Source organism: Opitutaceae bacterium TAV5 (assembly GCA_000242935.3).
GTDB lineage: Bacteria > Verrucomicrobiota > Verrucomicrobiia > Opitutales > Opitutaceae > Geminisphaera.
The window spans coordinates 6,136,498-6,159,297 of record CP007053.1 but is presented as its reverse complement, the minus strand read 5'-3'; the positions used below and the strand labels follow the sequence as shown (position 1 = coordinate 6,159,297).

Below are 22,800 nucleotides of genomic sequence, written 5' to 3'. Positions count from 1 at the left end.
TCCCAGCATCACTTCATCGGCCACCAGACGTAGAGGAAAAAATAAACGAGGACGCCGGTCACGCTCACGTAGTACCAGATCGGAAAGGTCCAGCGCGCCCATGCGCGGTGGCGGACAAAGTCGCCCTTGATCGCGAGCAGGAAGGTGCGCGGCACGAGCCAGGCGATGGACATCGCCAGCAGGATGTGCGAGATGAGCATCGTGTAATAGACGCTCCGGATGATCCCCTCGCCGCCGAAGGGAGTATGGACGCCGCGGATGAGAATCTTGTGGGTCACGTAGCCGACGAGAAAGACCGCGGAGACGACGACCGCGGTCATCATGAGCTTGCGGTGGATATCCTGCCGGCCGGCCTTGATGCAGATGAAGCCGGCCGTGAGGAGCACCGTGGCGATGCCGTTGAGCGTGGCGTTGAGGGCAGGGATTTCCTGCACGGTGAGCGTCATGGAGCGAAAAGGAAACGGTCGGCGACGAGGACACCGAGTTGCAGGGGCAGCCAGATGATCGAGCAGAAAAAGAGTTTCCGGGCGGTGCGGTCGCGGTCGCCGCGGCGCAAGAAGGCGACGGCGCGCCAGAGAAACCACGCGCCGAGGAGCGCCGTGACGGCCACGTAGGCGAGGCTGGCGCCGGCGATCCAGCGCGGCAGGAGCGAGGTGGCGACGAGGAGCAGCGTGTTGACGAACGACCAGCGGGCGGCGCGCACGCCGCTCGGGTCGATCACCGGCAACATCGGGAAGTGGACGCGTCCGTAGTCCTGCCGGTACGTCCAGGCCACGGCCATGAAGTGGGGGATCTGCCAGAACAGCAGGATGCCGAACAGCACCAGGCCGAGCCCTCCGGCGCCGCCGGTGGCCGCGCTCCAGCCGATGAGCGGCGGAAACGCGCCGGCCACGGCCCCGATCTCGGTGGCGCGGGGCGAGCGGCGCTTGGCCGGCGTGTAGAGCGCGAGGTAGGTGGCGATGGTGAGCAGCGCGAAGAGCGTGGCCACGCCGTTGGTCTTGACGAAGAGCATGCCGAGACCGGCGGCGCAGAGCACCCAGCCGAGGACAAACGCGCTGCCGGTGGACACGCGGCCGGCCGGGATGGGCCGGTCGGCGGTGCGCTCCATCTGGCCGTCGGTGTCGCTCTCCATCCACTGGTTGAGCGCGGCGACGCCGCCGGCGCAGGCGGCGGTGCCGAGGATCGTGAAAAAGAACTCGCCGGCAAACCACCCGGGCCAGGCACAAAGGTAACCCACCAGCGTGGTGACGACCGAAAGAAAACTCAGCCGCGGCTTGGTCAGCTCGAGGTAGTCGCCGAAGCGGGCACGGGGGGTCGCGGCGGAGCCGGCGGGAGAGGAAGAGGCAGTGGCGGGGACGTTCATACGGAAGCGGAAGGAGCGGCGGCATTGCTGCCGCTGCGACGACGCGGAGCGTCGCCCGGACTGGCAGCCTGATGGCCCGCGCCGGCAAGCGATACGGGATCGGAGCCGCCGGCCGGCCGCCAGCTCCACCAGGTGAGCCCGAAGGTGGTGGCGAGGAGCAGCGCGCCGACGATGACGTGGGCGGTCGTGTAATGGGGATTCCGGTACGTGAGCACCGAAAGCGCGCCGAGCGTGACCTGGAGGGCAACCAGAGCGACGACCGCACCGGCGGCGATCCGGACGCCGGCGGAGGCCACACGATCGAGCCAGATGCGGACGACAAGAACAGCGAGCGAGATCGTCAGCGCCAGCGCGAGCACGCGGTGCGCGAAGTGGATGCCCACCCGAAAATCCCACGCTGCGGGCAACCAGCCGCCTTCGGGCGTGCTGTGCGGGAAGACCGGAATCGCGAGGCCGGCGAAACTGTGCCGCATCACCGCGGCGACGCCGAGTTGCGCGAGCAGGAGCGCGCAGCAGAAAACACCGGCCCGCCGCCAGCCGGGCGTCCGGGCGGCCTCGGCGCCAGCGTCCTGTCGGTCCCTTTCGTCCTTTCCGTCCCTTCCTCCCGCCGCGTCGATCCACGCCCGCGAAAGCGACAACGCGATCGCAAGCAGCACGCAGACATAGATCTGGGCGAGGCAGGCGTGACCCATCGCGAAAAGGCGGCCGACGCTGGTCTCGATGGCGTCGATGTGCAGGTGGTCGAGCAGCACGCGCAGACCGCCGAGCAGCGCCTGGGCAAAAACGAGAGCGACGGCGAGATACCCGAGCCGGCGCAACCACGGACGCGCTTCCCTGCGCCAGAGCCAGAGGGCGAGGGCGAGGGTGATGAGCGACATCAATCCCGCGCTCAGGCGGTGCGAGTGCTCGGCGAACATCGCCACGTCGCTGAGCCATCCGGCGGGGTTGAGCGAGCCGTTGGAAAGCGGCCAGTCGGGGAAAATCATGCCGGCCCCGATGCTGGTGGTGAACGCCCCGAGCAGCACGAGGACGAAGACCTGGAAACCGCCGATCGCGGCAAACCACGCCAGCCCGGGCTGGTAGCCGGCAGTGCGGCGGCCAGTGCCGTCGGACGCGGTCACGGGAAGGCTCGCGCCTCGGGAAAGCGGCGCGGACGGGTCGTGGCGGTGTGTGGTCCTGGTCGGGTCGGTCATGGTCGGCGCCCTCGGCGGGCGCAGGTCGTGGCAGTGGCGAGCAACAGCAGAGCGAGCGCGGGAAGCCGCTTTTGGCAATGCCCTTTGACAATTTTTTGACCCTGGTGGAACGATGGAGGCTGATGATCCAGGAATTTTTCAAAGGAGCGGCGGCATGGCTGGCCGTCGTCATGCTGGTGTCGTTCCCGGCCGGTTGCACGCGGCAGGAGGCGGCGCGGCAGCCTGCGGCCGCACCGGGGGAAAAACGGTTTCCGGTAAAAGGGCAGGTGGTGTCGGTGGACCGCGAACGGGGCACCCTGCTGGTGGATCACGAGGAGATTCCCGGTTACATGCCGGCGATGGCGATGGAGTTTGCCGTCTCGCCGGGCGATCTGGCCAATGCGACCGAAGGACGGCGTTTGCAGGCCGAACTGGTGGAAGAGGACGCGGCGCCGGGCGAGGCGGGAGCCGCGCCGGTGCTGCGGCTGGAAAAGGTGTGGTACGTTGACGAGGTGGCGGATGCCCGCGTCGCCGCCGCGGCGGATGCGTTGCGCCAGGACACTTCGATCCGCGGGCGGGGTGCGTACCGCGAAATCGGGGAAAACCTGCCGGGTTTCACGCTCTACAACCAGAAAGGCGAGGCGGTGTCGGCCGACCGGTTTCGCGGCAAGAAGATCGTGCTCAACTTCATCTACACGCGCTGTCCGATCGACACGATGTGCCCGGCCTCGACCCGCAACATGAAAACCGTGCAGGAAAAGGCGAAGGCGGCCGGCGTGACGAATCTCGAGCTGATTTCCATTTCGTTTGATCCCGAACACGACACCCCCGGCGTGCTTCGCGACTACGCCGAGGCGCACGGGATCGATACGGGGAATTTTTCGCTGCTCACCGGACCGGAGCGCGCCATCAAGGATCTGTTGCGGCAGTTCGGGGTGATCGCATCGGAGCGCGACGGGCCGATCATCAAACACTCGTTGTCCACGCTGCTGATCAACGAGCAGGGGCGGATCGTCTGGCGCGCCGACGGCAGCGGCTGGAATCCGGACGATTTTGTGCAGCGGCTCAAGGGAGGAGCGTGAGATGGCAGCCGAAACCGGATCACGGGCCGGAAGACCGTCTCCTGTCGCGGGCGATCGACAGGACCGGCAGGAAAAACCCGCGCCCCGCCGTGGAGCGGAGGCCCCCCCCGGGGGGGGGGACCGCCGGCGGCGCGAGTGGCGGCAGGTCGCCTGGATCACGGCAGGAGCGATCGCGTTGTATTTCGTGGCCCGCTGGCTGCCGACAGGGACCAACCTGAGCCATGCGGATTTTGCGGCCGGCAGCCGGCCGGGAGAAGGCGGCGTCAGCGCGCTCGATCTGTGCGATCCGGCGAATCCGCAATTTTTGCCGGTCATGGCGGTGCGCTCTCCGGTGAGCACGACGCTGCGCAGCGACGGACCGGCGGTGGCCGGAAAGGAAAGCCGGTTTGTGCTTTCGCTGACGACGGCGAGCGGCAAACCGATCGGACCGGACGATCTTTTCCTGGTGCACACGCAAAAGCTGCACCTCATGATCGTGGACCCGACGCTGGAGGATTACCGGCACCTCCATCCGGAGCCGGGCGAACGGGAGGGGGAATGGGTTTTCCGGATGACACCGCAGCGGGGCGGGGATTATCGGCTGTTTGCCGATTTTATGCCCGTGGCGACGGGCCGCGGGCTGTACGCGATGGCGGAGTTTGCGGCGGCGAGCGGCGCAGCTGATGCTGGCGCGGAAGGCGAAGCGGGCGGGGAGTCCGCGTCCCTTTTCCGGAGCGGGCGATTGGCAGAAAAAGCCCGCGGCACGGGCGCCACGGTGGTGGTGCGCGACGGATACCGGTTCGAACTGTCCGCGTCGGCGCAACCGGTGCGGGCCGGGCAGCAGGCGGAGCTGGCGTTTGCGGTGACGCGCGAGGGCGGGGGGGCCGTGCCGCTGGAGCCGGTGATGGATGCCTATGCGCACCTGGTGGCGTTTGACGAGGCGCGGAGCGGATTTGCGCATCTGCACCCGCAGGAGGCCGATTTGTCGAAAAAACCGGATGCGGAGCATCCTCGCCTGACGTTTGCCGTCACCATTCCGCAAGCCGGCCGTTATGTGGTCTGGGCGCAGGTGGATCTCGCCGGAGCCGAAACCTTCGTGCCGTTTCCCCTCGAGGTGGCGCCGTGAGGCGCGGCTTGCGAAGACACGGGAGGGGACTGCTACCAGCCGTCCTTCTTGAGTTCTTCGGAGGTGGCGTATTCGGCGACCATGATCTTGCCGCGGTAGATGCGCAGCCAGATGCCGTCGAGTTCGTCGGCAGTGCCGCGTTTGTTGGTGTCGGCATAATACCAGTCGGCGCGCAGCTTGCGGCTGAGGAGGGTAATGGTCTCGGTCTTGAGATCGATTTTGGATTTCCTCTGGATGTAGTCGGCGGTGAGATTGCCGGACCGCTCTTTTTTGCGACGGTTGCCGGTGACCTTGCTCCCCACGGCGTAGCGGTAGTTGTCCTCCTTGTAGATGCGATATTCGATCTCGAGACCGGTCAGGTTGACCATGGATTCGTTGAAAAGGCTGATGACATAACCCGCCTCCTCTTCCTTGTAACTGACGGCCGTGCCTTTGGTTTTTTCGGTGGTGTCCTTGAACTTGCTGACGTTGATGCGCAGACGGCCGGCGGCGGCCATGATCTGCGCGTCGAGCCAGTCGGCGATGTAGTCGCGGTCGGTTTTGGAAAGGGTGTTGAGCGGGAGAGTGAAGGTGCGTCCGTCGGTGCGGCGGACTTTGGCTTCCTTGTCGTCGGCATCGAGCAGTTCGGCCTCCATGGAGCGGCCTTGCGTATCGGTAAAGGTTCTCGGATCGGCCTGGGCAGTGAAGGCGGCAAGGGCGGCGATGAACGGGGTAAGGGTACGGAGCAAGGTATGGGATACGTGAGGGATCATGACGCTAATCGATATACCAGGTTGAGGATTGAAGCGGAAGTCCGAATTTTGACGATTTGCCGTTTTCTCATGCACTCTTCTGGCCGGGCCAAAACCGTAAACATCCCGTGAGCGACGATGCTGCGACTCTGGCGTCTCCCGGCGGCATCGAGCCGGGTTTGCAGGCTGACCAGCGGCTGGTGGATCGCGCCTGGCTGCGGATCGGGATCGGCCTGGCGGTGACGGGGCAGGCGATGGTGTTCAGTCTGGGGGTCAATATTACGGCCGCCGAGGGCGCCGGCTATTGGGTGGTGCATGGCGGATTGATGGCGAGTGCGTTGCTGGTGCTGGTGTTTCTCGGCGGCGATCTGGCGGGCTCCGCATGGGCGGCGATCCGTGAACGGCGGGTGAGCGTGGATCTGCTGTTTCTGGTGACGTTGCTGGGGGCGCTGGGTGGTTCGCTGGTAAGTACATTAACACGCACCGGACCGGTTTATTACGAAGTGGTGGCGATTCTGGTCGTCGTGCATACGACGGGAAAGATGCTGGGGGCGCGGAGTCGCGTGGCCGCGCTTGCAGGCGTGGAGGCGATGCGGCGCCGTTACGACCGGTGCCGGGTGCTGGGGGGCGATGGTACGGTGCGCGACATCGCGGTGCGGGACGTGACCGCGGAGGATCGCGTGGTAGTGGAGCCGGGAGACGAAATCTGTGTGGACGGCGAAATCCTGGTGGGTTGCGGCTACGTGGAGGAAACCGCCCTGACCGGCGAATGGCGACCGGTGTCGCGCGGGCCGGGGGAGCGAGTCATGGCCGGGACACGGTCGGTGGACGGGCGACTGGTGATCCGGCCGGGCGGCGAAGGAGACGGAAGAGAGGGCGAGGGAGAGAGCGGGGGAGGGGGAAACCGGGGGGTCGGGAGACGGAAGATCGACGCGATTTTCGATGCGGTGGCGCAGGCCCGGCTGGCGCCGTCGCGCTGGCAGCGGCAGGCGGACCGGCTGATGGCGTGGTTTTTGCCACTGGTCGTCAGCGTCAGCCTCGGGACGTTTGTCGTCTGGTGGTGGATACTGGAGGCGGGCTGGGACCGGGCGCTGTTCAACGCGATGGCGGTGCTGCTGGTGGCGTGTCCGTGCGCGATGGGCCTGGCGACACCGGTGGCGGTGTGGGGCGGGCTGGCCCGGCTGGCATCGTTTGGCGTGGTGGCGCGCAGCGGGGATTTTCTCGATGCGCTGGCACGCGTGGACACCGTCTGTTTCGACAAGACCGGGACGCTTTCCGAATCGCGCGTGAGCGTGCTCGAGTGGCGCTTCGCGGACGCATGGAGCGAAGAGGAGCGCCGGGCGTGGCTGCGCGCAGCCGTGGCCGCGGCGGAGCGCCGTGTGGAGCATCCGGTGGCGCGGGCGCTGGCGGAGGCAGGGGGGGCGCCGACAGGAGGCGTGCGCGTCAGCCGCGTGACGCCCGTGCCCGGCCGGGGTCTGGTGGCGGAAGTGGTTTCCGCGGACGGCGCAGGAGCGCGTACACGCGAGCTTCGCATCGGCGAGCGCTCTCTGGGCGGAGCCGATGCGAGCGCTGACGACGACGGCAGCGATCCGGCGGGCAAGCGGATCCATGTATTCGTTGACGGCCTACATGCCGCCTGCGTCACGCTGGGAGAAACGTGGCGCGAGGGGCTGACGGCGACGCTGGCGGCGCTGCGCGAGGCCGGTGTCATCGTGGAGGTGCTGACCGGCGATCCGCATCCACCGCCGGATTTGCAGGCGGCAGGCGTGACGGTGCGCGGCGGCCTGTCGCCGGAGGAAAAGGTGGCGCGGGTGCAGGCATTGCGCGCGGAGGGACGCACGGTGCTGTTTGCCGGCGACGGCGTGAACGACGCGGCGGCGATGAGCGCGGCCCAGGCCTCCATCGCGATGGGCGGCGGCAGCGAACTGGCGCGCGTGTCGGCGATGGCGGTGTTTGCGGGCGACGAGTTGCGCTGGCTGCCGGATGCCATGCGGATGGCCCGGGCGGTGGCGGGCGGGGTGCGCGGCAATCTGCTGTTTGCCGCTTCGTACAATATCATCGGCATGGCGCTCGCGGCGGGCGGCGTGCTGCATCCGGTGGTGGCGGCGCTGCTGATGGTGGTTTCGAGTGTGTGGGTGAGCGGGCGAGCGCTGCGCAGTTCGCGGAGCAGGGAGCGATCGTCAGGCGCGGAAGGGCAAAAATCGAAAACGGCGGTTGATCCTGACTCGCAGGGCCTTTGAGTGCGATGATGCACTCATTTATCAACTGGTTGAGCGACTGGGTCGTAAAGCAGGGCGTTTCGCAGGAAATTGCGGAACTGATCGTGCGTGGCTGCCTGTTTCTGGTGGTTCTGGTGGCGGGGTATATTGCTCTGGTCATCGTGCGTGCCACGGTTGTGCGAACGATCCGGAAGGTCCTGATCGCGACGAAAGCGAAGTGGGACGACAAACTGATCGAGGCCGGGGTGCTGGCCCGGGCGTCGCACATCGCGCCGATGATTGTCATCAAGTGGCTGGGCACGATCGTTCTTCTCGGCAACGACCAGGCGCTGGTCTGGCTGGATACGTTCCTGAAGGCTTATCTGCTGATCATCATCATGGCGGTGTTGAGCGCGTTCATCAACGCCGCCCAGGCCATCCTCGCATCGACCCGGGCGGGCGCAAACATGCCGCTGAAAGGATTTTCGCAGGCGATCAAACTCGTGATTTTCCTGATCGGCGGCATCCTGCTTCTCTCGATCCTGCTGGGACGTTCGCCCTTGTTTTTCTTTTCCGGCCTTACCGCGCTGACCGCCGTCCTCATGCTGGTCTTCAAGGATTCCATCCTCGGCTTCGTCGCCGGCATCCAGATTTCCGTCAACCAGATGGTGCGCATCGGCGACTGGATCGAGATGCCGAAACAGGGCGCCGACGGCGACGTGATCGACGTGTCCCTCACCACCGTGAAGGTGCAGAACTGGGACAAGACCATCTCCACGATCCCGACCTACGCCCTCATTTCGGAATCGTTCAAAAACTGGCGCGGCATGTCGGAATCGGGCGGACGCCGCATCAAGCGTTCGATTTACGTGGACATGCAGACGGTGCGGTTCGCCGACGAGCCGATGCTGGAAAGCTGGCAAAAAATCCGCCTGCTCAGGCCGTATCTGACCGCGCGGCTGGCCGAGATTGCCGAGGAGAACAAGGAGCGCGGCGAGGATCTCGGCATCCTGGGCAACGGACGTCGTCTGACGAACATCGGCACCTTCCGCGCCTACTGCGTGGCCTACCTGCGGGCGAGCCCGCACATCCACCAGACGATGACCTTCCTTGTGCGTCATCTGCAACCGACCGAGCACGGATTGCCGATCGAGCTGTATGTATTCACGAGCGACACACGCTGGGCGGTTTACGAGGGCGTGCAGGCCGACGTGTTCGACCACCTGCTCGCGATCATGCCGCAATTCGGTCTGCGCGTGTTCCAGACGCCGAGCGGCAACGACCTGCACGATGTCATGCAGGCGCTGGCCAAGCCGAAGGAAGTGAGCCATAGCCCCGAAGCGTCACGGCAGGGCGGGTGAGTTTCGGTCAAACCTGAATAGCCACAAAAAGCACAAAGAGACTCTCTGCCCGTCGAGAGTTTTCCGTGCGCTTATAAGCGCGATGGAGAGTTCCTATGCGCGGCGCATTTTTTCGTGCTTTTTGTGGCCATTATTGACTGTCTCGCGCCGGCTTTCCGGTCCTTACCGGAAATCCACCAGCTCGACGTCGAAGATCAGCGTGGCGCGCGGCTCGATCTTGCCGCGGATGCCTTTCTCTCCGTACGCGAGCCAGAAAGGGACGATGAGCGTGCGCCGTTCGCCCTTCTTCATGGAGAGCACGGCTTCGTCCCAGCCGGCAATCACCCGGCCCATGCCCGCCTGAAAATTGAACGGCCCGCCGTGCTCCGCCGAGGAGTCGAACGGCGTGCCGTCGACGAGCCGGCCGGTGTAGTTGACCGTGGCGACCTGACCGCGTTTCGGCATGGCCTCGCCAACGCCGGGTTTTTGTACGATGTAGCGCAGCCCGCTCTCCGTCACGACGACCTTGTCCGCGGCAAACTGCTGTCCGATCACCTTGGCATCGTGTGTCGGCAACTCGCGGGCCTCGTCGGCCAGCGCCTGCCGCATGGCCGCATTGATCGGCACGCCCGGGTGCTTGCGGGCGGCGATTCCCGTGCGCACGACGATGCCGATCGCCAGCAGGATGAAACCCAGCAGCAGGACGTAGAGAAAGCTGCGCATGGTGCAGGAGAGGAGGTCGTGGTCAGCTCAGGTAGGAGCAGATATACTCGGTGATGCCCTCTTTCACTTCGATGGTGAAACCCGAGTGGGCGGGCACATCGAAGTGGCTGCCCGCGGCGTACTCGTTGGTGACGATCTCGCGATCGAGCGTCACCCGGCAGGAGCCGGCGACGATTTCCATGCGTTCGGCGGCGGATGTGCCGAAATGGTACGAGCCGGGACGGATGAGCCCGAGGGTCTTCCGGGTGCCGTCGGGGAACGCCACAATATGGCTGACGACATTGCCGTCGAAATAAACATTGGCTTTGGCTGTCACAGTGACGCCGGTGAATTGAATCGGGAAGGAAGACATGATCGGAAGAGCACGCTGAGCCTTCCCGGGCCGGAGCGGAAGACGGAAAACAGGAGAAAACGGAACTTCCGCCAACGGCAAACTTGCACCGGACAACGCCCGCGCCTCACAATCCCGCCACTTTTTACATATGAGCACACTCTCCAGGATTCAGGCTGCCGGCCAGGCCGGCCACCTTTTGCCGTCCACCGTTGAAAATCTGGCCTCCTGGCTCGCCGTCTCGCTCCCCGCCTGGGCCGTGGCGAGCATCGACGAACTCGTGACAAAGGAAGCCTGGGCCGAGCTCAACGACCGCTTCTATCGTGACATGGCCTTCGGCACCGGCGGCATGCGCGGCCGCACCATCGGCGTCGTCACCGCCGCGGCCGAGACCGGCACGCCCGACGCCCGGGGTACACCCGAACACGCCGCCATCGGCAGCAACATCCTCAACGATTTCACGCTGATCCGCGCCACCGTCGGCCTCTTCCGTTACACGAAAAACTACCTCGCCGGCTCCGGCCGCGCCGCCACCGCGCCGAAACTCGTCATCGCCCACGATGTGCGCCACTTCTCGCGTCACTTTTGCGAACTCGCGGCCTCGACCTGGACGCGGCTCGGCGGCGAGGCCCTCATCTTCGATGGCCCCCGCTCCACGCCGCAGCTCAGCTTTTCGGTCCGCAAGTACGGCGCCCACGCCGGCGTCGTCATCACCGCGAGCCACAATCCGCCCCACGACAACGGCTTCAAGGCCTACTTCGAGGACGGCGCCCAAGTCGTGCCGCCCCACGACGCCGGTATCGTCAGCGAGGTCAATGCCGTGCCGCTCGCCGAACTCGGCGTGTACCTCGAAAAGGATCTCGCCAAGGTCACCACCCTCGGCGCCGATGCCGACGCCGCCTATCACGCCGTCGCCGCGCAGGCGGTGATCGACACGGAGGCCGTCCGCAAGGCGAAGCTCGCGCTCGTCTTCACCAACATCCACGGCACCGGCGCTGTCGCCTCTGTGCCGCTGCTCGAGGCCGCCGGCTGCGAGGTGCATACCGTGCCCGAACAACTCGCCCCCGACGGACGTTTCCCGACCGTCAAGTCGCCCAACCCGGAGAACGCCGAGGCGCTCTCCATGGCCGTCGCCCTCGCGGAGAAGGACGGTATCGACCTCGTCATGGCGACCGATCCCGACGCCGACCGCGTCGGCTGCGCCGTGCGTGGCAAGGACGGCAAGATGCACCTGCTCTCCGGCAACCAGGTCGGCGCGCTCCTCACCGAGTATCGTCTCAACAAATACAAGGAACTCGGCTGGATCCCGCAAAACGGCTCCGACCGCGTGGCCGTCATCAAGACGTTTGTGACGACCTCCATGCAGGACGCCATCGGCCATGCCCACGGCGTCAAGGTCATCAACACCCTGACCGGCTTCAAGTGGATCGCGGCCAAAATCCGTGGCTACGAGGAACAGCTTGTCACCGCGCTGAAAAAGGCAGGCGACACCGCCTTCGACTACGACGCCACGCCGTTTACGGAACGCGCAAAGCTGCTCCAGGAGCACAGCACCTTTTACGCGTTCGGCTGCGAGGAGAGCTACGGTTACCTCGCCAACGACGCCGTACGCGACAAGGATGCCAACAGCGCCACACTCATGGTCGCCGAGCTTGCCGCCACGCTCAAGCTGCAGGGGATCACCGTGCCGGAGTACCTCGACAGCCTGTATCTGAAATACGGCTTCTTCCTCGAAGGCGTGATCAACATCTACTACGAAGGCGCGAGCGGCGCGGCAAAAATCAAGCGCATCCTCGACACCTACCGTTCGTCGCCTCCGAAGGCGTTCGGCGACGTGGCGGTGACGAAATTCCAGGACTTCGGCCGGGAAGTCATCAAGGACGCCGACGACGAGGCGATTCCGCAGCAGGACCTCTACATCGTGTCGTTGGCCAACGGATACAGTTTCGCCGCCCGCGGCAGCGGCACCGAGCCGAAGATGAAGTTTTACCTTTTCGCCCACGCGAAGGTGTCCGACGTCGGCGCGCTGGAAAAGGTAAAGGCCGACGTGAAAGCCGAACTCGACCGCGTAAAGGCCCTCATCGAGGCCGACGCCAAGCAGCGCGCCGAAGGGTGAAGTTTTGCACCCATCCGCCGGTACGTAACCGTTCGCAGCTACAGGGTGCGGGCTGGCCAAACAGATACGCCGGTACCGGCGGCATGGTTTCCGATGTGACGGTGACCTGCACCGGATGCCGGTTTTATTCCGGAACTCCGACAACAAAGATCTGTGCGTATTCGTTCTCCGGTGATTCGGGATCGCGAATTTTCCTCTGAAAGGCGATCTGCCGGCCATCGGGCGACAAGACGCAGGCGAATCCGAGCGGAGCGTCGGCCCCGGCGCGCTTCGGAGCAAGACGAGTGACGCCTCCGGTTGTGGCATCGATCAGGCAAACGCTGCCGTCGATGACGGCCGCAAGGCGGCGTCCGTCAGGGCTCCAGGAAAACGCGGACGAAACACCTTCGCGGAAATCGGGTGGAGCGATCCGGGTGAGCTGGCGGGGCAAACCTCCGCGAGGTGAGGCCAGCCAGAACTGGATGATGCCGGTGTCGTCGCACATGAGGAACGCAATATGTTCGCCGTCAGGGGAACTGCGTGGCCAGTGCCGTGGCGTGGTGGCAACGCCTGGGTGCAGATGGTGATCGGTAAACGTGATTCGCCTTTGTACGACGCCGGCCGGCAGACCGGGGCGGGTGGTCGCCGTGCCTTCGAGCGGCAAGGCGGGATTCGCGGCGCGGGTGAGACCCGCGGGATTTTCCGGAAGATCGAGAACGAAGACCTCGGCATGTTCATGGCCGCCGGGCGCGACGACTTGCCCGAGGAAGGCGACCGCCTTTCGCTGGCGCGTGCCGTCGCCACGGCGGTAGCCATCGACACCGATCCAGGCATCCTCGATGGCGCGATTGATCTCGTCGGAACCGGGACGCGGATGAGCGACGGTGTGGCTGACGATGACGGAAAACCGGTCGGCATCGAGGTTGCGCGGATGGTTGCGGTTGACGCGAACGAGACCGTCGGGTCCGGCGAGGGTGGCGGGGATGGAAATACCGATGTTGCGCTGGTCGGGATCATGCTCCGGCGGGCGAGCGGATGCCGGGAGGGCATCGAGCGAAGCGAGAAGATTATCGTTGCAGGTAAAACTCACCCACTGCCCGTCGCCGCTGAACGTATGCGCATGCGAGCCGCCACGGAGAGCGCCGGGAGTGAAGGGGGGAGCATGATTGAGCGCTTCGAGCGGGGACGCCAGCGGCGGGAGGACCGGGGATTCACGCAATTCCAGGATCACACCGCGGCGACGCGAAAACGCATAGGTCCAGTCGGGCGTTTCCGGCTCGGGTCCCTGGATAAAGACAAGACGCGGCCGGGCCGGATCGGGGTTGGCGGGGCTCCAGGTGACGACGCCGCAATGCGAACCGGCGGGAGCGGCGTAGAGGATTTCGACCCGGCCGGATATCGTATTGACACGTTCGATACGACTTCCGGTGAACGCACCGGAAGCCGGACGCACATCATAAGCAATCCATTGTCCGTCGGGCGACCACACGGCGATATTGGTGAGGATGTGATCACAGGGTGAATGTGTGACCTGATACTCCGGAGTACCGGCCATGGTTATGGCAAGGGCGGGGAAACCCGGCAGGCAGGGAATCCTGCATCGGACCATTCGCCAAAAATGGCGCATGAAATCGTGGGGAAGATGGCGAAATCTCACACGGTTTCTCCGTGAGGGAAAATGATGAGGGCTGTCCACTATTGGGGCCACAGGAAGGAGATGGTCCCGGGCCAGGGATCCAGGTTTTCCAGTGCAACCGCTTTTACATGGCCATCCGCAAAAAGAATATTGCAAAGACCGGCTCCCGCGGCGGGGTCCTGGTCGCGGCGATGATTGGCAGAAGGTCCGTACAATTGATCGGGATATGGCGCGGTATTATTCAGTTCGAACCCTTTGAATGCGCTGGACGCATCGCCGGGGCGTGAGCCGCCGCCGGGAAAGCGATCGGCCACAAGCACGGTGCGGGACGGTGCGGTTATGCTGCCCGCAGCAATGCCGGTGAGATTGTACCCGTTGGTATTTTTGGTAACGATGGCGAGGTTTGCTCCGTAACCCCCGACGGAAGAGTAGCCGCCGTTATAGGAACTTGTCGGAACAGACGCGCAGTGGAAGACAGCCTGATTGTCGCATTTGTCTCTCACGGAAACGATCTGTCCATTACCGGCATCGAGGTGAACGACCGGAGATCCCAGATCCATATAGTAGCCGATGCGGTAGTGCCAGCGTAGCCGGCCCTGGTTTCCATTGGGGGGAATACTCCCTCCGGGGCCGTTGCCGGGATAGCGGTCCTTGTTGTCCTGGAGGAAAAGCGAAAAACCCTGACCGATTGCGCGAAGATTGGCGGTGCATTGGGTTCGTTTTGCGGCAATGCGAACGGAAGTAACGACCGGAATCGTGATGCCGGCGAGGATGCCGATGATGGCAATCACGACAAGCAACTCGACGAGAGTAAATCCCGTCCGGAGCGGTAGCGCGGCGCGAGGATGCGGGCCGGCGAAGCGGGTTCGGTGATGGAGGCGGGTATGCATGGGATACGAGTGTTTTTTTATTCGAGCGAAGCGGAGGTCTGGTTCCAGACCGTGAGGTTGGTCAGGTCACGTGGGCGGGGCCTGAGCAGGAGCGAGAGAGGGAGAGCTACGGCGAGGGCGATGAGATTGCCGAGAATGGAGATATAGTAAGGCGGGATGCGAACGCTGATGCAGGCGGGCAGTTGCCCGGCATTGCCGAGCATCACCCAGAGCATGAAGGCGAGAGCAACGATAACGCCTGTCCAGATCGCGGCGGTATCCACGCGGCGGGTGAACATGCCGGCAATGAAGATGGCGGGGACGCCGATGGTGATAAGCGTGCCGGCCGCGAGCATGAAATCGGCAAGCGTAACGACATCCAGGGTATGGATGAGGAGGGCGCCGGCGATCATGAGGAGGGAGACGGCAAGGGAGATGAGCTTGCCGAGGCGAAGGCGACGACGGTCGCTCGCGCCGGGGTTGATGTACTTGCGGTAAATGTCATCCACGGCGACCATGCTGGAGACATTGATGCAGGCGCTGAGCGTTGACATGGCGGCAGCCAGGGCTCCCGCGATGACCAGGCCGACGATACCGGCCGGCAGGTAGTGCATGATGAAGTGGGGCATGATGCGTTCGGCCTTGTGGAGTCCGCCGAGAATACCTTCTGCGACCGGGTCGGGCGTGTGGAGAAAATAGACGTAGAGGCAGACGCCGAGGAACTGGAAGAGCCCCCAGATGGGCAGACAGCCAAGACCGAGAATGTACATGGACTTGCGGGCGTCATGAGCGGTGCGGGCGGAGCACCAGCGTTGAACGGTGGACTGATCGAACTGGAGGTTGAGGTATTGCATCAGGCCAACGAGGAAAACCATGAGGACGGTCTTTTCGCCGAAACCTCCGAACCATTTCGTCGGGACAAGCTGGCCGGTAACGGTATCGAGGTCGTAAAAGGAAAACTTGTGGTGGGCGATGCCTTCGCTGAACACGCCGGGCAAGCCGCCGGGCGTGTGGGCGATCGCAACGGCGATGCAGGCGAAGGCCCCGACGAGAAGGACGATGGCCTGGATGACGTCGGTCCAGATGACGGCATTGAGACCTCCCTTGACCGTATAGATGGCGGTTACACCGACGACGAGGAGCAGGGAACCGGTGAACCCCCATCCGGTGATTTCACCGACGAGAAGGGAGAGCAGGTAGGCAATCATGCTGGTGCGCAGCACCTGGGTGGTGATAAAAACGACGGAGGCGTAGGCAGAGATGGAGCCGCCGAAACGGAGGGCGAGATACTGGTAGGCCGAGGTAAGGGTGCCTCTGCGGAAGAAGGGCACCAGCAGCCAGGCCGCGAGCAGGGTGACGACGGGGAAGGCAAAGTTGGGGATGAAACGATACCAGGCCGTTTTGAAGGCATCGGCAGGGGTGGCCATGAAGGTCACGGAACTGATGACCGAGCCGATAAAACTGATGCCGATGACGAGTCCCGAAAACGATTTGCCGCCGAGAAAATATTGCTCGGTGGATTTGTTTTTTCGCCCGACCCAGAGACCGATGGCGATCTGGCTGATGAAGTAGAGGGCGAGGACAAGGAGATCGGTGAAGGAAAGTCTCATGAGAGGCAGCGAAAGGGGGCAGCAGCGCGAGCGGATGCGGGGTGGCAGGGAATGGTTCAGTAAACGAGGTCGCGGAAATTTTTGACGCGATGAAACGTGACGAGATTTCCGTTGTGAGCGGACTGGGCCCGTTCGTCACCGCTGCGGGCGAGAATGACGAGGTCGTTGCCGTCGATGTCCATCGAGGCGTAGTGACGGGAGCCCTTGTTGCCGGGTCCGATCGCGACGAGGCCGGCGAAGCACCAGTCGACCATGTTTTTCGAGAAGTGAAGGACGAGCCGCTGGCGTTCGTTGTTGGGGAGATCGTAACGGTCGGGATCCATGGCTTCGAGGCGGACCATGGAGTCGGTGGCCTGGGTGCCGAGGAGCCAGTAGAGTCTGGTGTTGTCGTCGTAGAGGATGTGAAAACGCATCTGACCGCCGGGGAAGGGAAGAAAGAGGAGGGTTTTCCCGGAGGGGGCCTTCTGGAGCGAGGTGGTCATGGTGCCATCGTCGTTTTCGATGACTTTGGCGAGAGCCGCGTACCCTGTGCTGCCGGTGTGGGTACGCATGAAAAGGTGGAAGGTTTTCCCGGCGGGGTCGTACCAGTAGTGATCGGGGTCGGTAATCTGGACGACGTTGGTTTCGAGCCATCCCATGGGATGCATGGGACGGCGGGGAGCAAGTTGGTGGGCGGTGGGAAATGTCTGTGCGAAGAAGGGGATGCCGAAAAGATCGGTTTGGGGATCGTTCTCCCGGTAGCCGGGGACGAGATCGGCGAAGACGAGTTCGCTGGCGAAGGTCCAGCTTTCTCGCCGGGTGAGATCGTCGGCTTCACGCGCGCGCATCAGCACGGGGGCGAGCATGCCGACGCCCCAGCCCTTGATTTCGCGGGATGTGGAGCGTTCCATGACGAGGTATACGTTGCCATTGGTGTGCCAGACATTGGCGGCGGTCTGGTGCCAGGACTGGCCATCGGTCAACGGAACCGGTTCGCTCCATGTGAGTCCGTCGTCGTCGGAGCGCATGATCATGAGGTCACCGTCGTGGCCGAGGTAATACAGGATTCTGCCAGCCTGGAAGAGACGACCGTGGGTGATGCCGCCGGTGGCGCGAAGCGTCCAGGTGACGCCTCCGTCGTCGGAGGTCTTGATGCGAGCCCAGGGGTTGCCGAGTTTTTTCCACTGGCCGGCGCGTTCGCTCGCGGCGACAAGGCGACCGCCGGAGAGACGGAGAATGCCTGGCGTGTAGAGCGGGATCGTTGCCGGGTCGGGCGACTCGTCGAAGACAACATGGTCCTGTGCGAGCGCCCGGATCGGGGCGCCGGCGAAGGAGGCGGCATGCACGAATGGCGGCACGGAGATCAGCAGGGCAAGGGAGAGGACGGGAAAACAAAACGGCAGGCAGGAGTGCATGGATCGAGAGGAGCGAAAATCGGGGAAGGGGCGGTGCAGGATGGACAGCGGAGGCTTAACGGGTTCCGGCGGGCCGGTCGCGGTAACGAATCCGGATTTGCTCTGCCGTGAGGACCTGACGGTAGAGGCGAGGCTGGAGAATGATGCCGTCGAGACGGCGTTGTTTATAAAAGTTGCCCAAAGCGAGGGTCTGGAGCTGGTCGCTGGAGGAAACGGTTCCGGTGGTGCGAAGGCTGATGTCACCGTTGAGATAGAACGTGCCGGCGCTGGCGTTGCGAGTGTAGGCGAGGAAGTGCCAGGTATCGGGGGCCGCTGTGGCGCTGAAACCGGAAAGCGCTTTCCATTTGCCGGCGTTTTGTTCGGTAACACTGAACTTTCCACCTTGCACGCGGATGACGAGACGCCGGGTGTCGGCTTGGCCGGCGGTGGAAAAATCGGCAAGGGTAACGGGAGCGTTTCGACTGTAGTCCGTTCTGAGCAGGGCGGGTGTGTCGTTGAGGCGGACCCAGAAGGTGAGTGTCCAGGCGTCTCCGACGGGCGCAGGGAGATGCAGATCAGGGCAGACGGTTTGAGGGGAGAGTGTGATTCGCTCGATCTGGTCTCCGGAAGCCTCGGGCATAATGACAGGAGACTTCGCAAGGACGAGCGCTATCGGCGACGGGAGAGTCGCGTCCGTGTCTTGCGCATGGAGGGACGGTGCAGCGACAAGAAGAAACAGAATGGCGGTGAACAGGCGGCGGCGGGAGGGCATGGAAGGTGAAGGGGACGGGATACCGGTCAAGGATTGGCGGAGCAGACGGGAACAATGTTGGCAAAAGGGGAGGAAATGCCGAGTCGTTCTTCCCAGCGAGCCACATCGACGTGGAAGGCGCGGAGTTTTTCGATGTCGGCAGCTTCCATATTGTTTTCTGCAAGGCGGGAAACCGTGGTCATGGGGAATCCATTGAGGCGGAGCCAGGTTTTGACCGAGTGCGGGTAGCGAGTATCTACGGCTGGACTACTTTCAACGAGAAAGGCTTGCAGTTCGCGAGCGACATCGGGCTGGGCCTGGTAATGTCGGCAAAGCCAGGCGTAGAGGTGCGGGATGGCATTGGCACCGACGCCGCTGAAGCCGTGCCCGCCAGCCTGGAGGCTGGCGAGAAGAGTCGCTGTGTTGGCGTTGTAAAAACGGAGTGGCGAACCGGCGAGAGCGGCGAGCTTGGCCTTGATCTGTGGAAGGTTGCAGCAGGTGTCCTTGGTGAAGTGGAAGCGTTCTGTCCCTGCTGCCCAGCCAACGAGGCGTGGCGAGAGGAGGCGCTTGTAGGGGATGGGGCATTCGTAGATGCCAAGAGAAAGATCGGATCGTACCCGGTCGAGCGTGGCTTCGATATTGGCGAGCCAGGTGTCATCGGTGTCGGTTTCCTCGCCGAACTGGTTGCTGAGCAAAATGACGGCCTGGACGCCGGTGTCGGCGAGGCGATTGGCGGCATCGGCGATTTCGGAGGGCGTATTGCCGAACGCGCCCGAAGCGATGACAGGTACGCGTCCGGCAGCGAGAGTGGTGGCGCGACGGGCGAGTTCGAGGCGTTCAGCCGCAGTGAGCTGGAAAATCTCGCTGGAAAGGCAGGCGGCAAAGAGACCTTGGCTGCCCGCGGCGATATACCACTCCACGAGATGGCCGAAAGCGTGCCAGTCGATGCGCTTTTGGTCGTCGAAAGGCGTGAGCATTACGGGCCAGGAGCCGGCGGTGAAAGATGCGACGGTGTGTGAACACCGTGGAGAGGTGATGGCGAGTGCTGCGGGAGCGGTGGTTGGCATAAGGAACAGGACGGGAGGACTGGAGATGGAGAGCCGGCGGTCCTGGAGGGACCCCCTTCACCCCGTATCAGCGGCGGCGGCACATCGCTGTGGCGACGAGACCGAGAATGCCGGCAAGGACGGCACTCGTGGCGGGTTCGGGAACGGCTGTCACGTTGAGGAGGAGAGACGTGCCGGTATGGGTGAAGCTGTAGCTGAAACCGGCGGGCGCACCGGAGGCGACAGTGAGGCTGGTGCCGGTAATCGAAGCGGCTTTGAACAGGGTATAGCTGCCTTCGCCAAAGGCAGAGGAGCTGCCGAGATCGAGGATCGCTCCGGAAGCGAGCACGAGGTCGCCGGTAACGGTGACGATGGAGTCGATGTTGCCGAGGTCGAAGGCGAAGAGGGTGCCGGTGCCGGCATCGAGATTACCATCGACAGAGAGCGCGCCGTCGACATCAAGCCGGCCGCCGGCGGTGTTGATGTTGCCGATGATGCGACCTCTGCTGGTCGTGCTGATGACCTGGCCGGTGGCAAGGGAGAAGCCGGCGTCGCGGGCGCTGACATCGAAGACGGAGTCGTTGTCGATAACGATTTCCTCGCTGTTCGTGATGGAACCTGCGGAACCGAGCGCGAGCGTGCCACCCCTGATGATGGTCTTGCCCGTGTAGGTGTTGGCGCCGGCGAGGCGGAGGGTGTTGCCGCCAATCTTTTTCAGGTCGCCGGAGCCGCGCATGACAGCGTTGATGGAGGCAACGCCGTTGGTGCGGGTGGTGTCGATCTGCGAGGTGTCGAAGGTCACGCCATTGGAGCCGATGATGACGTGGTTGGTCGTGCTGTTGGCGAATCCGGTAATGAAATTGTCGAGACGAGTCTGCAACTGCCCGTCCGTGATGGAGTCGTCGGGCGCCGAAAGTGCGGTGGAGACCACGATGGTGCCGCCGTTGAGATTGAGGATGGCGTTGGCGCCGGTGGAAGCTGCCGCGCGGATATTGGTCGTGATCAACGTGCCGCCATTGAGATTGAAGGTGCCGCCGTTGTTGCTGGCGCTGATTCCGAAGGCCACGCCGGCGTGGGCGATGGTTTCGCCACGAGGATCGCCGATTGCGGTGACAGTGCCGCTGTCAAGATTGAAGGTGGCGGTGCCCCCGCCGGTGGTGGTCGCGCCGATCGCGATACCGAAACCCCGGCTGGTTGTTACCGTGTTCGTGCCGGCGTAACCGGTTGTGACAGTGCCGCCGTTGACGTTGATCACACCGTTTTCGAGCGAGATGCGGGAGCCGTCGGCGGGATCGGTGGAAAGGGTGCCGCCAGGCCCCGTATACAGGGAGCCTGTCCCAAAATTGAGTGTGGTGCCGTCGCGGACAGTGAGGCGACTGTTGGCGGAGTTGTTGCGCAAGAGCGCTCCGGACTTGAGATCGACCGTGCCGCCTCCCGAAAAGACGAGACCAGGACCATCGGAAACAGTTGAACCGGAGACGAGGGCAATCTGGTTGCCATCGCCACCAACCGTCAGTCTGGCGGAGGCGTCGATATTCCAGACGATATGGCCCGTGCCGCCGCCGATCCATGCCCCTCCCGTGATGGCGAGAAGCGTGTAGTCGCTGCCATCGGCAAAATTGAGGGTGTGGGTACGGGCAGTGCTGCTGCCGAAATTGGCCGTGAATTGTTTGATAATCGTACCTGTTCCGTAAAAATTGAGGATAGCATTCTCCGTCGCCGAACCAAACGGCGTGGTCGTACTGCCGAGAGCCTGGGCGGCGGTGCCGTCCCACCAGTGAGCGCCATTGTCCCAGGTTCCGGAGCCGCCGCTGGCTGCGCCGGATGCGGTGCCGTCCGGAGTCCATGTGTAGCTGACGTCGGCGCGGGTGATCAGGCAGATGGCGGAGGTGATCGCGGTCAGCAGAAAAGGAAGGAGTATGGATCTGGTTTTCATGATATGGGTGTGGATCGGGTTGCCTGACCGGGAGAAAGACCCGGGTCCGGCGGGGAATTGCGAAGCCGAGTATGACAGGCGGCGGGCAAAAAATCTTTACCGGATACGGTAATAATTATTTCGTTTTTGCCCAAAATGAGAATGCCGAAAAAACGGGGAGTCTACCGGATGCTGATGACCGTTCGCACCGACTGGGAATATGGACGCAATATGACGCTCGGGGCGCGCCACTATGCGTTTACGACAGGACAAATCGAGGTGGGCAACGGATCACTGCAGGCCGGTGAGTCGCTGGAGGCGGTGGTGCGCCGTCAGGCGATTGACGGAGTCATCGCGGCAGCACAAAGCCGGGAAGAGGAAGAGCAGTTACTGGCCTTGCCGGTGCCGGCAGTGAACGTTTCGAACGTCCTCGGCTCTCCACGGCTGCCGCTCGTGACGCAGGACGACAGGGCGGTGGGCAGACTGGCAGCGGAGCATTTGCTCGCGTGCGGCTGCACGACCTTTGCGTACTGGGAACAGCATGACGCCCGGTTTTCACAGGAGCGGGTTCGCGGTTTCTCCGGGGAGCTGGAGCGGCGGATGCCGGATGTGACCTGCATTGCAGGCGGAGGAAAATCGCTCGCCTTGGAGGAGGGCCCCGTGCTGATCGCCCGCATGCGAAAGTGGCTGAAAAAACTGCCGCCACAGACCGGCGTGTTCGCGGTGCTCGATCCGTTTGCCTTGCACCTGCTGCAAGCCGCGCGCGAAATCGGGAAGCGCGTGCCGGAAGATATCGCAGTGCTCGGCGCGGGGGATGACGAGTTCTGGACGGATTTCGAAAACATCCCGCTCTCCAGCGTGAAACTGCCGGCATGGCAGATCGGGATGGAGGCGGCGAAGTTGCTGGAGAGGCTGATGCACGGCGGCGGAACGCGGTCGAGACAGGCAGGAGAGGCGACTCCGGAATCACCCCTGCAGCAGCATCTGCCGGTCACGGAAGTGGCGGCACGGCGTTCGACGGATGTGCTCTATGCGGAGGACGAGGCAGTGACAAAGGCGGTGGCGTATATTCGTGAACATGCCGCCGAGAACATTTATGTCGAAAACGTGGTGCGGGCATCGGGCATCTCGCGCAGCGGATTGCAGCGGCGGTTTGCGGCGTCGCTGGGACGCTCGCTCCTGGCGGAGATCCAGCGGGAGCGGATCGCGCGAGTGAAGACCTTGCTGCGGACAACCGAGATGAAAATGACCGCAGTCGCCGAAGCCTGCGATTTTCCGAATACGCCGCGCCTGCACGTGCTGTTCCGCCAGCACACGGGTCAAACGCCGGGAGAATACCGGGCGATGTTCCGGAGGCGGTGACGAGCACATGGAATGTATTTCTGAATACGGATGAAACGGCGCCTGATTTTCAGAAGTTGAACCACAAAGACACAGAGCCACAGAGGATTCACAGAGAA

General features: G+C 63.7%; 19 protein-coding genes. 6 read left to right on the top strand and 13 right to left on the bottom strand.

Features of this window, described 5'->3' with window-relative positions:
• Window positions 1-8 precede the first annotated feature (8 nt).
• From OPIT5_26090 to OPIT5_26080, 3 genes are read right to left on the bottom strand one after another with little or no spacing between them, the layout of a single operon-like run.
• Window positions 9-446, bottom strand: coding sequence for a hypothetical protein (locus OPIT5_26090; GenBank protein ID AHF93172.1), 438 nt, complete (start codon window positions 444-446; stop codon window positions 9-11).
• Window positions 443-1,363 carry a protoheme IX farnesyltransferase gene (locus OPIT5_26085; GenBank protein AHF93171.1) on the bottom strand — a complete coding sequence of 307 codons (921 nt, stop codon included), beginning with the start codon at window positions 1,361-1,363 and terminating at the stop codon, window positions 443-445. The genes OPIT5_26090 and OPIT5_26085 overlap by 4 nt, the downstream gene beginning before the upstream one ends.
• Window positions 1,360-2,484, bottom strand: a complete 1,125-nt coding sequence (locus OPIT5_26080) for a cytochrome oxidase assembly protein (protein ID AHF93170.1) — start codon at window positions 2,482-2,484, stop codon at window positions 1,360-1,362. Before OPIT5_26080 ends, OPIT5_26085 begins: the two co-directional genes overlap by 4 nt.
• Before the next feature lie 194 nt (window positions 2,485-2,678).
• On the opposite strand from OPIT5_26080, the gene OPIT5_26075 reads away from it, so the two are divergent.
• Window positions 2,679-3,617: an electron transporter SenC gene (locus tag OPIT5_26075; protein ID AHF93169.1), complete on the top strand. Its 939-nt coding sequence runs from the start codon at window positions 2,679-2,681 to the stop codon at window positions 3,615-3,617.
• Window position 3,618: 1 nt separating this feature from the next.
• Window positions 3,619-4,722: a hypothetical protein gene (locus OPIT5_26070; GenBank protein ID AHF93168.1), complete on the top strand. Its 1,104-nt coding sequence runs from the start codon at window positions 3,619-3,621 to the stop codon at window positions 4,720-4,722.
• Window positions 4,723-4,754: 32 nt separating this feature from the next.
• Here OPIT5_26070 and OPIT5_26065 read toward each other — a convergent pair whose 3' ends face one another.
• Window positions 4,755-5,474: a hypothetical protein gene (locus tag OPIT5_26065; protein ID AHF93167.1), complete on the bottom strand. Its 720-nt coding sequence runs from the start codon at window positions 5,472-5,474 to the stop codon at window positions 4,755-4,757.
• A 107-nt stretch (window positions 5,475-5,581) separates the two neighbouring features.
• Between OPIT5_26065 and OPIT5_26060 the strand changes: the two genes are divergently transcribed.
• Window positions 5,582-7,693, top strand: a complete 2,112-nt coding sequence (locus OPIT5_26060; GenBank protein AHF93166.1) for an ATPase P — start codon at window positions 5,582-5,584, stop codon at window positions 7,691-7,693.
• A 20-nt stretch (window positions 7,694-7,713) separates the two neighbouring features.
• Window positions 7,714-9,012, top strand: a complete 1,299-nt coding sequence (locus OPIT5_26055) for a mechanosensitive ion channel protein MscS (protein ID AHF93165.1) — start codon at window positions 7,714-7,716, stop codon at window positions 9,010-9,012.
• Between the two features lie 162 nt (window positions 9,013-9,174).
• Here OPIT5_26055 and OPIT5_26050 read toward each other — a convergent pair whose 3' ends face one another.
• Window positions 9,175-9,714, bottom strand: a complete 540-nt coding sequence (locus tag OPIT5_26050) for a peptidylprolyl isomerase (GenBank protein AHF93164.1) — start codon at window positions 9,712-9,714, stop codon at window positions 9,175-9,177.
• Window positions 9,715-9,736: 22 nt separating this feature from the next.
• Window positions 9,737-10,066 carry a hypothetical protein gene (locus tag OPIT5_26045; protein ID AHF93163.1) on the bottom strand — a complete coding sequence of 110 codons (330 nt, stop codon included), beginning with the start codon at window positions 10,064-10,066 and terminating at the stop codon, window positions 9,737-9,739.
• Window positions 10,067-10,196: 130 nt separating this feature from the next.
• Here OPIT5_26045 and OPIT5_26040 point away from each other — a divergent pair, with 130 nt between their 5' ends.
• Entirely contained in the window at window positions 10,197-12,161 is a 1,965-nt protein-coding gene (locus OPIT5_26040; GenBank protein AHF93162.1) for a phosphoglucomutase, read from the top strand.
• Window positions 12,162-12,285: 124 nt separating this feature from the next.
• Here the strand turns inward: OPIT5_26040 and OPIT5_26035 are convergent, their stop codons facing one another.
• From OPIT5_26035 to OPIT5_26005, 7 genes are all read right to left on the bottom strand, one after another.
• Entirely contained in the window at window positions 12,286-13,695 is a 1,410-nt protein-coding gene (locus tag OPIT5_26035; GenBank protein ID AHF93161.1) for a biopolymer transporter Tol, read from the bottom strand.
• A 140-nt stretch (window positions 13,696-13,835) separates the two neighbouring features.
• Window positions 13,836-14,666 carry a hypothetical protein gene (locus OPIT5_26030; protein AHF94762.1) on the bottom strand — a complete coding sequence of 277 codons (831 nt, stop codon included), beginning with the start codon at window positions 14,664-14,666 and terminating at the stop codon, window positions 13,836-13,838.
• A gap of 17 nt (window positions 14,667-14,683) precedes the next feature.
• A complete protein-coding gene (locus OPIT5_26025) occupies window positions 14,684-16,255 on the bottom strand; it encodes a sodium solute transporter family protein (protein ID AHF93160.1) in 1,572 nt (523 codons plus the stop codon).
• A gap of 56 nt (window positions 16,256-16,311) precedes the next feature.
• Entirely contained in the window at window positions 16,312-17,649 is a 1,338-nt protein-coding gene (locus tag OPIT5_26020) for a hypothetical protein (protein AHF93159.1), read from the bottom strand.
• A 55-nt stretch (window positions 17,650-17,704) separates the two neighbouring features.
• On the bottom strand, window positions 17,705-18,400 hold the full coding sequence (locus OPIT5_26015) for a hypothetical protein (GenBank protein ID AHF94761.1): 696 nt from the start codon (window positions 18,398-18,400) through the stop codon (window positions 17,705-17,707).
• 26 nt (window positions 18,401-18,426) lie between these two features.
• Window positions 18,427-19,446 (bottom strand): dihydrodipicolinate synthetase, encoded by a 1,020-nt coding sequence (locus OPIT5_26010; GenBank protein AHF93158.1) that lies wholly within the window; start codon window positions 19,444-19,446, stop codon window positions 18,427-18,429.
• 67 nt (window positions 19,447-19,513) lie between these two features.
• Window positions 19,514-21,361, bottom strand: a complete 1,848-nt coding sequence (locus OPIT5_26005; protein AHF94760.1) for a hypothetical protein — start codon at window positions 21,359-21,361, stop codon at window positions 19,514-19,516.
• 135 nt (window positions 21,362-21,496) lie between these two features.
• On the opposite strand from OPIT5_26005, the gene OPIT5_26000 reads away from it, so the two are divergent.
• Window positions 21,497-22,702, top strand: coding sequence for an AraC family transcriptional regulator (locus tag OPIT5_26000; GenBank protein ID AHF93157.1), 1,206 nt, complete (start codon window positions 21,497-21,499; stop codon window positions 22,700-22,702).
• The last annotated feature ends 98 nt before the right edge of the window (window positions 22,703-22,800 follow it).

Coding starts and splice junctions, on each gene's coding strand:
- OPIT5_26025 (AHF93160.1), bottom strand. CDS start 16,255: ATGAGACTTTCCTTCACCGATCTCCTTGTCCTCGCCCTCTACTTCATC.
- OPIT5_26070 (AHF93168.1), top strand. CDS start 3,619: ATGGCAGCCGAAACCGGATCACGGGCCGGAAGACCGTCTCCTGTCGCG.
- OPIT5_26000 (AHF93157.1), top strand. CDS start 21,497: ATGAGAATGCCGAAAAAACGGGGAGTCTACCGGATGCTGATGACCGTT.
- OPIT5_26040 (AHF93162.1), top strand. CDS start 10,197: ATGAGCACACTCTCCAGGATTCAGGCTGCCGGCCAGGCCGGCCACCTT.
- OPIT5_26065 (AHF93167.1), bottom strand. CDS start 5,474: ATGATCCCTCACGTATCCCATACCTTGCTCCGTACCCTTACCCCGTTC.
- OPIT5_26050 (AHF93164.1), bottom strand. CDS start 9,714: ATGCGCAGCTTTCTCTACGTCCTGCTGCTGGGTTTCATCCTGCTGGCG.
- OPIT5_26030 (AHF94762.1), bottom strand. CDS start 14,666: ATGCATACCCGCCTCCATCACCGAACCCGCTTCGCCGGCCCGCATCCT.
- OPIT5_26085 (AHF93171.1), bottom strand. CDS start 1,363: ATGAACGTCCCCGCCACTGCCTCTTCCTCTCCCGCCGGCTCCGCCGCG.
- OPIT5_26035 (AHF93161.1), bottom strand. CDS start 13,695: ATGGCCGGTACTCCGGAGTATCAGGTCACACATTCACCCTGTGATCAC.
- OPIT5_26005 (AHF94760.1), bottom strand. CDS start 21,361: ATGAAAACCAGATCCATACTCCTTCCTTTTCTGCTGACCGCGATCACC.
- OPIT5_26010 (AHF93158.1), bottom strand. CDS start 19,446: ATGCCAACCACCGCTCCCGCAGCACTCGCCATCACCTCTCCACGGTGT.
- OPIT5_26075 (AHF93169.1), top strand. CDS start 2,679: ATGATCCAGGAATTTTTCAAAGGAGCGGCGGCATGGCTGGCCGTCGTC.
- OPIT5_26045 (AHF93163.1), bottom strand. CDS start 10,066: ATGTCTTCCTTCCCGATTCAATTCACCGGCGTCACTGTGACAGCCAAA.
- OPIT5_26020 (AHF93159.1), bottom strand. CDS start 17,649: ATGCACTCCTGCCTGCCGTTTTGTTTTCCCGTCCTCTCCCTTGCCCTG.
- OPIT5_26090 (AHF93172.1), bottom strand. CDS start 446: ATGACGCTCACCGTGCAGGAAATCCCTGCCCTCAACGCCACGCTCAAC.
- OPIT5_26015 (AHF94761.1), bottom strand. CDS start 18,400: ATGCCCTCCCGCCGCCGCCTGTTCACCGCCATTCTGTTTCTTCTTGTC.